We start from the raw sequence: 14,221 nt of genomic DNA, 5'->3' as shown, positions 1-14,221 counted from the left end.
CAGACCAACGGCAAGGTAGAACGCTTCAACCGCACTCTCGCTACGGAATGGGCCTACGCCCGGCCCTACACTTCAGAAGCCGAACGCGCCGCCACCTACGACCAGTGGCTCCACCACTACAATCACCACAGAACCCATACCGGCATCGGAGGCAAAACCCCCATCAGCCGCGTTCACAACCTCAGTGGGAATTACATCTAGGTCCCGGACCCCGGCCAGGGGTACCTAATGCCCTAAACGTTCCTGTGCAGTCGCTGTGCATCCTGTTGATCCGGTCACCTTTGGCCCTACAGTAATCCCACAATTGCCTACGATGGGACACAGACAACAAGACGAACGGCCGCCGGGCACCTGCCCGGCCACCCGGTAAATCCAGGCAGGAGGAGGCGCGATGCAGGACAGCGTGCTGCTGCACGGGCACCCCGCCCGGCTGGTGACCGCCGGGGTGGCCGCCATCCTCCTCGCCGTGACGTCGGGAAGCGCCGCCCAGACCCGGCCACCGGCCACCGCGCCCCTGGTCCGCGTTGTGGTGGTGGGGGATTCACTGAGCACCGGCCATGGAACGTCCCCCCAGGAGGCGTGGCCGGCGCTGATGCGGACGGATCCGGGCGTGGCGGGGCTGGAAGTAGTCAACGCGGCCGAGGACGGCAGCGGCTACGTCAGCTTGGGCGACTACAACGGAACCTTCGGGACCCAGGTTGACGACTTCGTCACCCCGGACACCGGAATCGTGGTCTTCTTCGGCTCGGAGAACGACCTTGGCTATGCCTCCTCGGACGTAGGCGACGCTGCGCTGGCGGCGATGGACAGGGCAGAGGCCCTTGCCCCGGAGGCCAGGATCATCGTGGTGGGGCCGCCGTCGTACACCTCGAATCCCGACCCCGGACTGGTCGATATCAGCGACCAGCTCAGGACCGCCACGTCCAAGGCCGGCGCAGAATTCGTTGACCCAATCTCGGAAGGCTGGATCAGCGACGATTTTGACGACCTGATCGGCCCCGACGGCGACCACCCCACCGTGCTGGGCCAGCATTACCTGCTGGAGCATATCGGGGCGTACCTCGAGCAGGCTGCGCCGGCGGCAGAGGCTGCTCTGGAAGGCCGCCCGGACCTGCACAAGCCCGCCGCCTAGGATCCCGGGAGCCTAGACCAGCGGCCAGGGGTAGCGCATCCCCGTGTGGTCGACCGGAAGCACCATGTCCTGCAGCAGGCGCTGCACCCTCCGCTGGAGGGCGGCCACCTCGGCGGGGTGGAGCAGCCCGGTCACTCCGGCCGGAACCGCGCCGGCCAGGGGCCGGATGTCCTCCAGCAGGTTGTCCGGGATGGGGTCGCCGGCGAAGTCCCAGATCACGGTGCGCAGCTTGAAGGCGGCGGAGAAGCACAGGCCGTGGTCGATGCCCCAGATCCGGCCGTCCTTGCCGCGCAGCACATGGCCGCTTTTCCGGTCCGTATTGTTGGCCACATAGTCGAACACGGCCATCCGGGCCAGCTCGCTGTGCGTCTCCGGGGCGTCGGCGTACAGGGTGAAATAGTGTTCCTGGTGATCCCCTTCGATGAACCACTGGAGTGACCCCACCCCAAGAGGGGCGTCCGTGCGGACCACCGTAGGCGGCACCATACCCCAGCCCAATGCCTCGCTCAGCAGGAACGCGGCGCACTCCCGGCGGTACAGGCCGGCGTCGAAGTCCGCCAGCGGCCGTTCTCCCGCCTCCGGCTTGTAGACGGCCCATGCCGAATCGCCGTCGCAGGAAAGCTCCGCGAGGAACGTGGCATTGCTGCCGCTCATGATGCGGCCCAGCAGCTCCACCCGGCCCTCGGTGAGGAGGGTCAGCTCCCGCGCGGACACCGCATGCCCCATACGCATCCCGGCCCGCTCACGGCGACCTCAGGCCGCTCAGGGGTTCCGACGTCGAGTTCACCATCAGCACGGCCGGAGCCTGCCCGTCAGTGTAGGAGATCACCGAGACCGACGCCGGGCTGATCATGATCCGTTGGAACAGGTCCAGGTGGGTGCCCAGCGCGTGGGCCACGGCCGCTTTGATGGGGTCGGCATGGGAGAAACAGACCACGACGCCACCACGGTGGGCGGCCCGAAGGTCGTCCAGCGTAGCCACCATCCGTGCCTGCATCCCGGAAAAGCCTTCGCCGTTGGGAAACCGGAACGCCGACGGATTGTGCTGGACGGTCTGCCACTCCGGGAGGGCCGCCAGTCCGGCGAGCGCGGCGCCGGTCCAATCACCGAAGTCGCATTCAAGGAGCCCGGCTTCGTCCGTGACCGGCCGTCCGGTGCGGGCGGCCGTGGGTTCGGCAGTTTCCCGTGCCCGTTCCAGGGGAGACGAGTAGACGGCGTCCACGGGCAGGCCGGCGAGCCGTTCGGCGGCGGCGTCCGCCTGCGCCCGGCCGCGTTCGGAAAGGTGCAGGCCCGGAGCCCGGCCCGGCAGGACGGTGCCGGTGGTGGGCGTCTCGCCATGGCGGACCAAAAGGATCAATGTGCTCTGTGTCATTGGGTCTAAGCGTAACCGCGAGGGGACCCCGTGCCGAGCTTGCGAGGCGTGGGGAGCGGCAAGCGGTAGCCGCGCGGGTTCCCCGTGCCGAGTTTGCGAGGCGTGGGGAGCGGCAAGCGGTGGCCGCGGCCGGACAGGAATCTGGCGGAATCCCTCGATTAGCGGCAGGGCGGGGATTACCGTAGAGGGGTGACTGATCGCCCCGAAATTTACACCGTTGGTGAACTGCGTGCGGCTGGGTACGTCCACAAGGATCTGAGGCACGAAATCCGGGACAACCTCCTCGCCGCCCTGGCTGCGGGGCGTGACCCGTGGCCGGGCTTGTACGGCTTCGGCCGGACCGTGGTTCCGCAGCTCGAGCGGGCACTGCTCGCCGGCCACGACGTCGTCCTCCTGGGGGAGCGCGGCCAGGGAAAGACCCGCATCCTCCGCACCCTGGCGGGGCTGCTGGACGAGTGGTCGCCGGTCATCGAGGATTCGGAGCTGAACGAGCACCCCTTTGAACCCATCACCGAACAGTCACGCTCGCGGGCGTTGACGGAGGGCGACCGGCTGCGGGTGGCGTGGCGGCACCGTTCGGAGCGTTACGTGGAGAAACTCGCCACACCGGATACGTCGGTGGCTGACCTCATTGGCGACGTTGACCCGATGCGGGTGGCCGAGGGCCGCCGCCTGGGGGATCCCGAAACCATCCACTACGGGCTGATCCCACGCTCCAACCGCGGCATTATTGCCATCAACGAGCTCCCCGATCTCGCTGAACGCATCCAGGTGGCCATGCTCAACGTCATGGAGGAACGCGACATCCAGATCCGCGGCTACGTCCTGCGGCTTCCGCTGGACGTGCTGGTGGTGGCGTCTGCCAACCCCGAGGACTACACCAACCGTGGCCGGATCATCACGCCGCTGAAGGACCGCTTCGGCGCCGAGATCCGCACCCATTACCCGATTGAGCTGGAAGACGAAGTAGCCGTCATCCGGCAGGAAGGGCGGCTGGTGGCCGACGTCCCGCCGTTCATCCTCGAAATCCTGGCCCGCTACACCCGGGCGCTGCGGCAGTCCCCTGCCATTAACCAGACCTCGGGGGTGTCCGCACGGTTCGCCATTGCCGGGGCAGAAACGGTGGCCGCAGCGGCCCTGCGCCGCGCCAGCCTGCGGGGGGAGGACCAGGCAGTGGCCCGGATCATCGACCTTGAGCCCGCCGTGGAGGTGCTGACGGGCAAGATCGAGTTTGAATCCGGCGAGGAAGGGCGGGAGCAGGGGATCCTGGACCACCTCCTCCGGTCCGCCACCGCTGAAGCTGTCCGGGCCCACTTCCAGGGCCTGGACATGGGCCCGCTCGTAGCTGCCCTGGACGGACACCGCACCGTCACCACGGGCGAACAGGTCACGGCACGGGAGTTCCTGGGCAACCTCCCGTCGCTGAACGGCTCCGGCCTTTATGACGAAATTGGCCATCGCCTGGGTGCGGCCAACGACGGACAGCGGGCCGCCGCCGTCGAACTCGCCCTGGAAGGGCTGTACCTCGGTCGTCGGATCTCCAAGGAGTCCGACGACGAGGAAACCATCTACGGCTAGGCACAGGAGGCACCATGGCCATCCACAAGAGGTCCGCCCGGTACGGCCGGTATGCGGGCGGTCCGGACCCGCTCGCCCCGCCGGTGGACCTCGCCGAGGCGTTGGACGCCGTCGCCGAGGACGTGATGGCAGGCTACTCGCCGCGGCACGCCCTGCAGGAATTCCTGCGCCGGGGCGGCCGCAACCGCGATGGCCTGGACGATCTTGCCCGGCGGGTGCAGCAGCGGCGGCGCGATCTGCTGGGCCGGCACCGGCTGGACGGCACCCTGGACGAGGTGAAGAAACTCCTGGACACCGCCGTGCTGGAGGAACGCAAGCAACTGGCCCGGGACGCCATGATGGATAACACGGACCGCGCCTTCCGCGAGATGCAGCTGGAAAACCTGCCGTCCTCCACGGCAGCGGCGGTCAATGACCTGGCGTCCTACGACTGGCAGTCAAGCGCAGCCCGGGAAGCCTACGACCGGATCAAGGACCTGCTGGGCCGCGAAGTCCTCGAACAGCGCTTCGCCGGCATGAAGCAGGCGCTGGAGAGCGCCACCGATGCGGACCGGGAGGCCGTGAACGACATGCTCCGGGACCTCAACGGGCTGTTGGGCAAGCACCGGCGCGGCGAGGACACGGGGGCGGACTTCCAGGAATTCATGGCCAAGCACGGCCAGTACTTTCCGGAGAACCCCCAGTCCGTGGAGGAGCTCGTGGACGCCCTGGCCCAGCGGGCCGCCGCCGCCCAGCGCCTCCTGCAGTCCATGTCCCCGGAACAGCGCGATGAGCTGATGCGGCTCTCCGCCCAGGCTTTTGGGTCACCCGAACTGATGGCCCAGCTCAGCGAACTCGATGCCAGCCTCCAGGCCCTGCGTCCGGGCGAGGACTGGTCCGGATCGGAACGGTTCGAAGGGCAGGAGGGCCTGGGACTGGGCGACGGTACCGGGGTGCTGCAGGACATCGCCGAACTCGACGAACTGTCGGAGCAGCTGTCCCAGTCCTACAACGGTTCACGGCTCGATGACCTGGACCTCGACGCCCTGGCCCGGCAGCTGGGGGAAAGCGCCGCCGTGAACGCCCGTACCCTGGCGGAGATCGAAAGGGCAATGCAGGAGGGCGGCTACCTTCGCCGTGGCGCTGACGGTGACCTCCGGCTGTCCCCGCAAGCTATGCGGCGGCTCGGAAAATCGTTGCTGCGCGACGCCGCCAAGCAACTTTCCGGCAGGCAGGGAAGCCGTGACACCCGGATGGCCGGTGCCGCCGGAGAACAGACGGGCTCCAGCCGGCAGTGGGAGTTCGGGGACGCCGAACCGTGGGACGTCACCCGCACCATGACCAACGCCATCCGGCGCACCATGGCCGACGGCGGCGACCCGGCGCGCGGCCTGCGCCTCGCGGTGGGCGATATTGAAGTCTCGGAGACGGAGGCCAGGACCCAGGCCGCAGTTGCCCTGCTCGTGGACGTCTCCTTCTCCATGGCTGCAGAAGGGCGGTGGGTTCCCATGAAGCGGACCGCGCTGGCACTGCACCACCTCGTCTCCACCCGCTTCCGCGGTGACCGCCTCGAGCTCATCACGTTCGGCCGCTACGCCCAGTCCATGGACATCGGGGAACTGACGGCCCTGCCGGCCTTCCGTGAACAGGGAACCAACCTGCACCACGGCCTGCTGCTGGCCGGGCGTTTCTTCCGCCGGCACCCGTCCATGCAGCCGGTCCTGCTGGTGGTCACGGACGGCGAGCCCACTGCACACCTCCTGCCTGATGGGGACTCCTGGTTCAACTGGCCGCCGGACGCAGAGACCATCCGCGCGACGGTTGCCGAGCTGGACCGCCTTGGCCGCACCGGCGTCCAGGCCACCTTCTTCCGCTTGGGCAGCGATCCGGGCCTGGAGCGGTTCATCCAGCGGATGGCGCGGCGTGTGGAGGGCCGTGTTGTCGCCCCGGAGGTGGGCGACCTTGGTGCGGCAGTGGTGGGGGAGTACCTGCGTGCCCACGTCCGCAGCGCCTACGCTGACGGCGACTGGTTCTGATTGCCGTGGGCCAGCTGATGGTGGACCTGATCATCACCCTTGATGGGTGTGCCTCGGGTGAGGGGTGGCCGGGCTGGTGGGGCCTGGAAGGTCCGGAGTACCTGGCGTGGCTGGAACAGGAGGCCGGTCACGGGCGTACTTATTTGATGGGGGCCAATACCTACCGCCTCATGTCAGGGTTGTCGGAGGATGCCGCGGCCGCGGGAACGGAATACTCAGCGGACGAAAGTGCATCCTTGACCGGCCTAGCCGCCGTTCCCAAGGTGGTCTTTTCCTCCACCTTGAAGGCGCCCCTCCGCTGGCCGAACTCCCAGCTCGTGGCCGGGGACGCCGTCGAGGCCGTCAGGCAGCTGAAACAGGGAGACGCTGGGCTGTTGAGCACCCTCGGCAGCCTCAGCCTCTGCCGCTCCCTTGTGGCTGCGGACCTGGTGGACCGGTTCCGGCTGGTGGTGTTTCCACTGATCACCGGCCGCACCGGGAGTGAGCGGATTTTCGACGGCTATCCGGACGTCGCGCTGGAGATGGTGGACAGCAGGACCTTCGACGGACGGCTCCAGATGCTCGAGTACATTCCGCGCCTTATTGCATGACCCCCTGCCGCGGGACTTCGAAAAGAAACGTCAAAAGCTTGAAGGTTGAACTAAGGGAAAGGTACGGTTACTTTAACCTTCAACTATCTTCTTTCGAACATCGAGGCCCCCATGACCGCAGTTGCCCATTCCGTACCCCTGCCGGCGGGACTGCCCGTGGCCAGCGTCCGCACGAAAGTCAGCGTTCCCCTGCGCTTCCCCGACGGCTACGGCGCCTCCGCCGACGTCATGACGTTCCACGGACTGGCCGATGGTAGGGAACACCTCCTGCTGGCCCTGGGAGGGTGGGAACAGGCGCTGCTCGATGGCGGGACTGCGCCGCTGGTCCGGCTGCACAGCGAGTGCATGACGGGGGACGTCTTTGGCAGCGAGCGCTGCGACTGCGGGCCACAACTCCGGGAAGCCGTCGAAAGGATTGCCTCCACCGGGGGTTTCCTGCTCTACCTCCGGCAGGAAGGCCGGGGCATCGGCCTGTACTCCAAGCTCGATGCCTACGCGCTGCAGGACCAGGGCCTTGATACCTATGACGCGAACCTCGCCCTGGGACATGGTGAGGACGAGCGCGACTACACGGCGGCAGCCCAGATGCTCAACGCCCTTGGCGCCACTACGGTGCGGCTGCTCAGCAACAACCCGGACAAGGCCAAACAGCTGGCGGCGCTGGGAATTGGCATCCAGCAGCAGGTTCCCACCGGCGTCCACCTGTCCGATGCCAACTCCCGCTACCTTGCCGCCAAGCGCGACCGCACCGGCCATACGCTGGAACTCGGCCGGGCCGCCGTCGACCGTCCCTTGCCGCCCGCCGCCGGGCCCGCGGCGGGCGTGCCGGACATGCCGGCCCGGGCCGCCGCGCTGGTTCCGGGCCTGCGTGCCCGCGCGGAAGACACTGAGCGGCTTCGCCGGCTGCCGGCCTTGACGGTGCAGGAGCTGCAGGAGGCCGGCGTCTTCCGCATCCTGGCGCCCGCCGCCGTGGGCGGGTATGGGCTGGGCGCACGAACCTATGCTGAAGTTGTCAGGGTCCTTGCCAGGGGATGCGCCTCCACCGCCTGGACTGCCGGCCACCTCGCCGAACACGCCTGGATGCTGGCCCGCTGGCCCCGCGAGGTGCAGGAGGAGGTCTTTGCGGGCGGCCAGGTACCCCTGGCCGCCGCGACAAGTGCCCCCATGGGCCTGGCGCGGAAGGTTCCGGGCGGCTACGCCGTCTCGGGCCACTGGAGTTTTGCTTCGGGTGTCATGCACTCGCGGTGGGCCCTGCTGGCCGTTCAGCTCGATGGTGCACGGCTGCAGGCGCTGGTTCCAGTGGCCGATCTTGAACTGCTGGACGCCTGGCACACCGACGGGCTGCGGGGAACCGGCAGCAACGACCTCATCGCCGACGGACTCTTTGTTCCGGAGCACCGCGTGGCGGAATGGGCACTGCTCAGCAGCCCGGCGAACCCCGGCAGCCTGATCCATCAGGACCCGCTCATCCACGCACCCATGGCCACGCTGCTGAACCTGGTGGCGCCCGCTGCGGCCCTGGGCTCGGCCGAGTACGCCGTGGAAATTTTCCGGGAGCAGCTGCTGGCGCCAAGGCAAAAGAACGGCATCGAAATGCGGCAGGCGGATTCAACCCTCGCCCAGGCGCGCTACGCCAGGGCGACCGGGGCCTTGGCTGCGGCACAACTGCAGTGGCAGGCGGCCCTGTCCATGCTGCCCCCGGAAGGGCAGGCCGCTCCCGCCCTGGCTGAGGAGCAGCACGCCTCGTTCCGGCTCTCGCTGGCCCTCAGCGCCGAGTCCTCCCAGGAAGCGGTCCGGCTGGCGGTGGGCGGCTCAGGCGGCAGCATGCACCGGCTCTCACACCCACTCCAGCGGATCCAGCGGGACATGGGCGTGCTCCTGAACCACCCCACCCTGGGCATTGACGCCATCCTGGAGCAGTCGGGACGGGGCCTGCTGGGGCTGGGATTCAGCACGCAGTCCTTCTAGGCGCCACGGCCGGAGCCAAGGCTCCTGCGCTGCGGAGCAATTCCGTGTGAGGATCGAGGTATGCCCCAGCGCCTCATGCTGCTCGACACTGCCTCCCTGTACTTCCGCGCCTTCTACGGACTCCCGGACACCATCCGCCGCCCCGACGGGACGCCGGTCAACGCCGTTCGCGGGCTGCTGGACATGATCGCCCGTCTCAGCACGGACTACCAGGCCTCCCATCTTGTGGCCTGTTGGGACAACGACTGGCGGCCGCAATGGCGGGTGGACCTGGTCCCCACCTACAAGGCGCACCGGGTGGCCCGGGTTGTACCCGACGGCACGGACGTCGAAGTGGTGCCTGAGGGCCTGGAAGCGCAGCTGCCCATGATCCGCCGGGTGCTGGAGCTGGCGGGCATCGCCATCGTGGGCGCGGCCGGGCACGAGGCCGACGACGTCGTGGGCACCTACGCCAGCCACGCCAACCTGCCGGTGGACGTCGTCACGGGCGACCGTGATCTCTTCCAGGTGTGCGACGACGCCCGCGGGGTGCGGGTGATCTACACGGCCCGCGGCATGAAGAACCTCGAGGTCATCGTGGAAGAGACCGTGGTGGCCAAGTACAAAGTCCTGCCGCAGCAGTACGCCGACTATGCCACGCTGCGCGGCGATGCCTCAGACGGCCTGCCCGGCGTGGCCGGGATCGGTGAGAAGACGGCCGCCTCGCTGCTGCTCAAGTACGGCACCCTGGAACGGCTGCTGGAGGCGGCGGAGGCGGACGACGGCGGGGTGTCCGGTCCCGTCCGGGCCAAACTTTCCGCCGCCGCGGCCTACCTCGAGGCAGCCCCCGCCGTCGTCCGCCTGGTGCGGGACCTCAAACTGCCCACCCTTGAACAAGCGGGTGCGCTGCTGCAGCCGGTGACCGGTGACCAGCGCTCCGAACTCGAGCAACTGGCCATCGACTGGAACCTGGGCGGTTCGGTCCGCCGGCTCCTCGCCGCGCTGGACCAGCGGGCGTAGACCCCGCCCCCGGTAGGGATTGCCGATGACTCCGGATGTCCGGGCGTGACCTTTCATTGCGGTGCGGGTCGGTGTGTTTCGGAGGGCTTGGGCGGCCCGGTTTGGTGATGGTTTGGTGGGGTAACGATCCAGACGAGAGGGCCCTCCATGACAGCCACATCAGATCTTGCTCCCCGCCGGCTTCGGGATATCTTCGGAACATTCGCCAGCGGTCTCACTGTTGTTACCGGTTCCACGCCTGACGGGCTGGCCGGCTTCACCTGCCAGTCCTTTGCGTCACTGTCCCTGGACCCTGCGCTCGTAACGTTCAGTCCGTCCCGCTCGTCAACCACCTGGCCTGCGCTGCGGAAGGCCGGTTCGTTCGCCGTCAACATCCTCCCCGCGGAGCACCGGCACCTTGCCGGACAGTTCGCCCGCTCCGGGGCGGACAAATTTGCCGGAGTGGGACACGCATCCTCTCCGCTGGGTAATCCGGTGCTGGACAATGCTCTCGCCTGGATCGACTGCGACTTGCACGCAGAGCATGACGGCGGCGACCACACCATTGTGGTGGCAGCCGTGCGGCACCTCCAAGCCCGTCAGGACGCCGAACCACTGCTCTTTTTCAGGGGCGCTTATGCAGGGCTCGAGCCGTCCGGCCACCTGCTCGAAGCCGCAGGCTGACGCCGGCTCAACAACCCGCGCCCTTGCGCCGCGCCCACGTGGTAGTAAGCTTACTGAGCAATACTTAGTAAGCTTGCTGATAAAAGGGGATGGGAGCAGTAGCCATGGGCGCAATTTTCGGTACGGCCCTGTCACTGATGCTGACCGTAGGCGGGGCGGCGGTGGCAGCGCTGGGCGGCCCGGGGGCGGCCCGGCACTACCTCACCGGCCACGTACTGCTCGGAGTAGGAATTGGCCTGCTGATCGCCACCGCCATCCGGATGGCCGCCCGTGTCCTCATGGCACGGCCCACCCCACCGGTGCGCGGTACGACCGTGCCGTCTGTTGACGCGGCACCTGTTACGGTCCTGCCCGTACGTTCCGCACCTTCCGTCCCGCTGCGGGGCAGGCATGCCGCCTGAGCTGAAGCCGGCCGGGCCCGCGGCGGCCGGAGCGCCCACTCCCGCACCCCGCCGCCGCCGGGTCCGCGCCCTGTTGGTCCTCTGTTGCGCGGTGCTCGCGTGCGGCCTCGTTGCAGGAGCGGCAGGAGTCCAGTCGGGCGATACGGACAACAGCGTGCTGCACGGATTCCAGATCCGCGTGCTGAGCATCAGCCAGGCTGCATCGGAGAACAGGATGGACGGCGCGCTTGCCGCCCTGCAGGCACTTGAGAAAGACTTGGGCGAGGCCGCTTCGGCAGGCCGGATTTCGGCTGCACGCTACCGAGGTATCGAGGATGCCCTTTCGGCCGTCCGGGCTGACATCGCCACGCAGGTTGCGGCGGCGTCCACGGCACCTCCCGCCGTGGCGGAGGACACCTCAGCCGCGCCGGCGCTGGCTGACACCGCCCAGGACGGGCCCGCCGCCGCGGAACCGGTGGTTCCAGCCGTTGTACCGGCACCTGCACCTGCACCAGCCAAGGACGCGCCCGGTTCACAGCGTTCGGACACCGCCAAGGAAGCCAAGGGCAAGGCCAAGGGCCAAGCCAAACCCTGACCCGATCGGAAAATCAGGCCCGCGGCAAGGCAGAATGGACGGATGATTCCTCCTGACGGCAGCCCCGCCGCCGGTACTTTCGAACTCGCCGCCATCGGTGCCGGGCTCGCTTTCGAAGCCTCCCTGCCGGAACTTCAGCGGGCCGTGGAGAGGGGCGTTGTTGTTGTCCAGGCGCCTCCCGGTACAGGCAAAACCACGCTAGTCCCGCCGCTGCTCGCAAATTTGCATGCCCGTGACGGCCGCGTCATCGTCACGCAGCCCCGGCGCGTCGCCGCCCGGTCCGCGGCCCGCCGCCTCGCCGCCCTTGACGGGACAGGCCTGGGTGGCCGCGTTGGCTACACGGTCCGCGGGGAACGCCAGGCCGGCCCCGCCACCCTGGTTGAATTCGTCACCCCGGGCATCCTGCTGCGCCGCCTGCTGGCGGATCCGGGCCTTGACGGGACAGCCGCCGTCGTCCTGGACGAAGTGCACGAGCGGGGCCTTGAAACCGACCTGCTGGCCGGCATGCTGGCGGAGGTCCGCGCCCTGCGCGGAGACCTCACGCTGGTTGCGATGTCCGCAACACTGGATGCAGCCCGGTTCGCAGCGCTGCTCGGGGATCCCGACGGCGGCGGCCCCGCGCCCGTCGTCGGCTGCCCGGCGGTCAATTATCCGCTGGAGATCCAGTGGCTCCCGGCACCGGGCGCCCGGCTGGACGCCAGGGGAGTGGCGCCTGCCTTCCTTGACCATGTGGCCGCGGCTGCGGCGGACGCCCACGCCGTTGCCCTCGCCGCCGACAGCGCCGTGGACGCGCTCGTGTTCCTGCCGGGCGCCAGGGAGGTCTCCCGTGTGGCGGCGTCCCTCCGCGGCCGGCTGGGCAGCGGCGTGGACGTGCTGGAACTGCACGGCCAGGTGGCAGCCGCGGAACAGGACCGGGCCGTCTCGGGCCGGCGTCCCGGGGATCCCCCTCGGGTCATTGTCTCCACCGATCTCGCTGAATCATCCCTGACGGTTCCCGGCGTCCGGCTTGTGGTGGACTCCGGACTGGCCCGGGAGCCCCGGCGGGACTCAGGCCGCGGCATGAGCGGGCTGGTCACGGTCTCGTGCTCCCGGGCGTCAGCAGACCAGAGGGCAGGCCGGGCCGCACGGCAGGGCCCGGGGCAGGTGGTTCGTTGCTACTCGCAGCAGGCCTATGGGGCGGCCCCCGCCCACGTCACACCCGAAATCAATGTGGCGGACCTGACCGGTGCCGCACTCACCCTGGCATGCTGGGGAGCGCCCGGCGGGAAGGGCCTGGCGCTGCCGGACGCCCCGCCCCGCCCGGCCATGGACGACGCCGTCGAGGTACTCCGGGAGCTCGGCGCCGTGACCGGAGACGGGCAGGCGACGGCCTCCGGCCGGGCCCTGGCCGCCATCCCCGCCGATCCACGGCTGGCCCGGGCTTTGCTCGACGGCAGCACCTCCGCCGGACGCCGGCTCGCCGGCGAAGTGGTGGCCGCGCTAACCGGCGATTACCGTGCGCCGGGTGGCGACCTGCCCCGGCTGCTGGCCCAGCTTCGCGCGGACAAAGGCCCCTTGGGACGGCGCTGGGCGGAGGAATCCCGGCGGCTTGCTGCCATGGCGCGGCGGCGGGACGCGGGTGCCCCGGCCGTTGCGGCCACTGCCGACGGCCCCGAAGCTGTGGGCGCCGTCGTTGCCCTTGCTTTTCCGGACCGTGTGGCCCGCCGCGTGGCGGGCAGCGGGCACGCGGGGCAATACCTGTTGACGTCCGGCACCCGGGCCGGCCTGCCCGCCGGGAGCACCTTGTCAGGCCACGAATGGCTCGCGGTAGCTGAAGTTGCCCGTGCCGCGGGCCGGGACGCGGCGGCCACGGGCGCCGTGATCCGTGCTGCCGGACCCCTGACAGCCGCCACGGCCGAAACGGCGGCCTCGCACCTGCTGGCCGACACGGTGGAAGCCGAATTCGTGGCGGGCCGGCTGAGCGCGCGCAGGACCAGGCGGCTGGGCTCCATCGTCCTCTCCACGACGCCGGTGCGCCCTACCGCCGAACAGGGAAGGATGGCCGTGGCGGCTGCGCTTCAGTCCAACGGGCTTACAGCCCTGGACTGGTCGCCGGCGGCGGCCACCCTGCGGCGCAGGCTTGCCTTCCTGCACAGGCAGGCGGGAGAGCCCTGGCCGGATGTGTCGGACGAGGCCCTGCTGGAGAGGCTGGACGAATGGCTGGGGCCGGAACTGGAAGACCTTGCCGCCGGTAAGCCGCTGGGCTCAATTGACCTGGCCCACCCCTTGCGCCGCCTGATGCCCTGGCCGGAAGCCGCCAGGCTGGACGTGCTCGCCCCCGAAAACCTTGACGTCCCCAGTGGATCCCGCGTCCGGATCGATTACCCGGAATCGGGCGATGCCGGCGCGGCACCTGTCGTCGCGGTGAAACTGCAGGAGTGTTTTGGCCTGGCCGAATCCCCGCGGCTGGTGGACGGCCGTGTCCCCGTCCTGTTCCACTTGCTCTCCCCGGCCCGCCGGCCCCTCGCGGTAACGGATGACCTGACCTCATTCTGGTCCGGCCCCTACGGCCAGGTGCGTGCGGAAATGCGGGGCCGCTACCCCAAGCATCCGTGGCCGGAGGACCCGTGGTCGGCCCCCGCCACTGCGCGCACCAAGCAGCGCAAGTAACCGCCCCCGGCCGCCGCCATGGCTGCTCGGGGATCCAGGACCGCGCCTGGATGCCCTAGGAGACTGCTGAACTAATCGGCGGATGTGGGCGCGTCGACTGGACTGGTGGGTCTGGTGGTTAAGACTGGTCTTATGCAGGGACGCGAGGACGCGCAACGCGGGTATTTGGATGTGGAGGCRTTGGCCGGGGAGTTGTTGGCTCCGGGCAGTGTTTTCGCTTTTCTGGCCAAACATCGGGGGCGGTTGTTTCCGGATTCGATGATGGAGGATTTGTTTCCGT

General features: G+C 69.0%; 13 protein-coding genes. 11 read left to right on the top strand and 2 right to left on the bottom strand.

Annotated features, from left to right (window positions below; translation table 11 throughout):
* The coding region (locus AC1DIP_RS22050; protein WP_477735097.1) for an integrase core domain-containing protein at positions 1–201 on the top strand (201 nt) is incomplete at its 5' end.
* A 190-nt stretch (positions 202–391) separates the two neighbouring features.
* Positions 392–1,132 carry a GDSL-type esterase/lipase family protein gene (locus tag AC1DIP_RS22045; RefSeq protein WP_476210912.1) on the top strand — a complete coding sequence of 247 codons (741 nt, stop codon included), beginning with the start codon at positions 392–394 and terminating at the stop codon, positions 1,130–1,132.
* 12 nt (positions 1,133–1,144) lie between these two features.
* Here the strand turns inward: AC1DIP_RS22045 and AC1DIP_RS22040 are convergent, their stop codons facing one another.
* Together AC1DIP_RS22040 and AC1DIP_RS22035 are read right to left on the bottom strand one after the other, a co-directional pair.
* Positions 1,145–1,864, bottom strand: a complete 720-nt coding sequence (locus AC1DIP_RS22040) for an SCO1664 family protein (RefSeq protein WP_477735096.1) — start codon at positions 1,862–1,864, stop codon at positions 1,145–1,147.
* 10 nt (positions 1,865–1,874) lie between these two features.
* On the bottom strand, positions 1,875–2,504 hold the full coding sequence (locus AC1DIP_RS22035) for an MSMEG_4193 family putative phosphomutase (protein WP_476210915.1): 630 nt from the start codon (positions 2,502–2,504) through the stop codon (positions 1,875–1,877).
* A 189-nt stretch (positions 2,505–2,693) separates the two neighbouring features.
* On the opposite strand from AC1DIP_RS22035, the gene AC1DIP_RS22030 reads away from it, so the two are divergent.
* From AC1DIP_RS22030 to hrpB, 9 genes are all read left to right on the top strand, one after another.
* Positions 2,694–4,082, top strand: a complete 1,389-nt coding sequence (locus tag AC1DIP_RS22030; RefSeq protein WP_477735095.1) for a sigma 54-interacting transcriptional regulator — start codon at positions 2,694–2,696, stop codon at positions 4,080–4,082.
* 14 nt (positions 4,083–4,096) lie between these two features.
* Positions 4,097–6,097 carry a vWA domain-containing protein gene (locus AC1DIP_RS22025; RefSeq protein WP_477735094.1) on the top strand — a complete coding sequence of 667 codons (2,001 nt, stop codon included), beginning with the start codon at positions 4,097–4,099 and terminating at the stop codon, positions 6,095–6,097.
* A 17-nt stretch (positions 6,098–6,114) separates the two neighbouring features.
* Positions 6,115–6,687: a dihydrofolate reductase family protein gene (locus tag AC1DIP_RS22020; protein ID WP_477735098.1), complete on the top strand. Its 573-nt coding sequence runs from the start codon at positions 6,115–6,117 to the stop codon at positions 6,685–6,687.
* A gap of 111 nt (positions 6,688–6,798) precedes the next feature.
* On the top strand, positions 6,799–8,655 hold the full coding sequence (ribA, locus tag AC1DIP_RS22015; protein WP_477735093.1) for a GTP cyclohydrolase II RibA: 1,857 nt from the start codon (positions 6,799–6,801) through the stop codon (positions 8,653–8,655).
* Between the two features lie 60 nt (positions 8,656–8,715).
* Complete coding sequence (locus AC1DIP_RS22010; protein ID WP_477735092.1) at positions 8,716–9,654, top strand: 5'-3' exonuclease; 939 nt, start codon at positions 8,716–8,718, stop codon at positions 9,652–9,654.
* Between the two features lie 147 nt (positions 9,655–9,801).
* On the top strand, positions 9,802–10,317 hold the full coding sequence (locus AC1DIP_RS22005; protein WP_477735091.1) for a flavin reductase family protein: 516 nt from the start codon (positions 9,802–9,804) through the stop codon (positions 10,315–10,317).
* A 104-nt stretch (positions 10,318–10,421) separates the two neighbouring features.
* Positions 10,422–10,718, top strand: a complete 297-nt coding sequence (locus AC1DIP_RS22000; protein WP_477735090.1) for a hypothetical protein — start codon at positions 10,422–10,424, stop codon at positions 10,716–10,718.
* A complete protein-coding gene (locus AC1DIP_RS21995) occupies positions 10,708–11,292 on the top strand; it encodes a hypothetical protein (protein WP_477735089.1) in 585 nt (194 codons plus the stop codon). Before AC1DIP_RS22000 ends, AC1DIP_RS21995 begins: the two co-directional genes overlap by 11 nt.
* A 42-nt stretch (positions 11,293–11,334) precedes the next feature.
* Positions 11,335–13,941: an ATP-dependent helicase HrpB gene (hrpB, locus tag AC1DIP_RS21990; RefSeq protein WP_477735088.1), complete on the top strand. Its 2,607-nt coding sequence runs from the start codon at positions 11,335–11,337 to the stop codon at positions 13,939–13,941.
* Positions 13,942–14,221: the final 280 nt, after the last annotated feature.

The sequence above is a fragment of the Pseudarthrobacter sp. 05T312 genome, assembly GCF_056396685.1.
The sequence above is the reverse complement of the archived record's forward strand: the minus strand, read 5'-3'. Positions and strand labels throughout refer to the sequence as shown.

What these genes read in the sequence shown, in the direction of transcription:
- AC1DIP_RS22035 (WP_476210915.1), bottom strand. Translation starts at nt 2,504, where the DNA reads ATGACACAGAGCACATTGATCCTTTTGGTCCGCCATGGCGAGACGCCC.
- hrpB (WP_477735088.1), top strand. Translation starts at nt 11,335, where the DNA reads ATGATTCCTCCTGACGGCAGCCCCGCCGCCGGTACTTTCGAACTCGCC.
- AC1DIP_RS22045 (WP_476210912.1), top strand. Translation starts at nt 392, where the DNA reads ATGCAGGACAGCGTGCTGCTGCACGGGCACCCCGCCCGGCTGGTGACC.
- AC1DIP_RS22005 (WP_477735091.1), top strand. Translation starts at nt 9,802, where the DNA reads ATGACAGCCACATCAGATCTTGCTCCCCGCCGGCTTCGGGATATCTTC.
- AC1DIP_RS21995 (WP_477735089.1), top strand. Translation starts at nt 10,708, where the DNA reads ATGCCGCCTGAGCTGAAGCCGGCCGGGCCCGCGGCGGCCGGAGCGCCC.
- AC1DIP_RS22025 (WP_477735094.1), top strand. Translation starts at nt 4,097, where the DNA reads ATGGCCATCCACAAGAGGTCCGCCCGGTACGGCCGGTATGCGGGCGGT.
- ribA (WP_477735093.1), top strand. Translation starts at nt 6,799, where the DNA reads ATGACCGCAGTTGCCCATTCCGTACCCCTGCCGGCGGGACTGCCCGTG.
- AC1DIP_RS22020 (WP_477735098.1), top strand. Translation starts at nt 6,115, where the DNA reads ATGGTGGACCTGATCATCACCCTTGATGGGTGTGCCTCGGGTGAGGGG.
- AC1DIP_RS22000 (WP_477735090.1), top strand. Translation starts at nt 10,422, where the DNA reads ATGGGCGCAATTTTCGGTACGGCCCTGTCACTGATGCTGACCGTAGGC.
- AC1DIP_RS22010 (WP_477735092.1), top strand. Translation starts at nt 8,716, where the DNA reads ATGCCCCAGCGCCTCATGCTGCTCGACACTGCCTCCCTGTACTTCCGC.
- AC1DIP_RS22040 (WP_477735096.1), bottom strand. Translation starts at nt 1,864, where the DNA reads ATGCGTATGGGGCATGCGGTGTCCGCGCGGGAGCTGACCCTCCTCACC.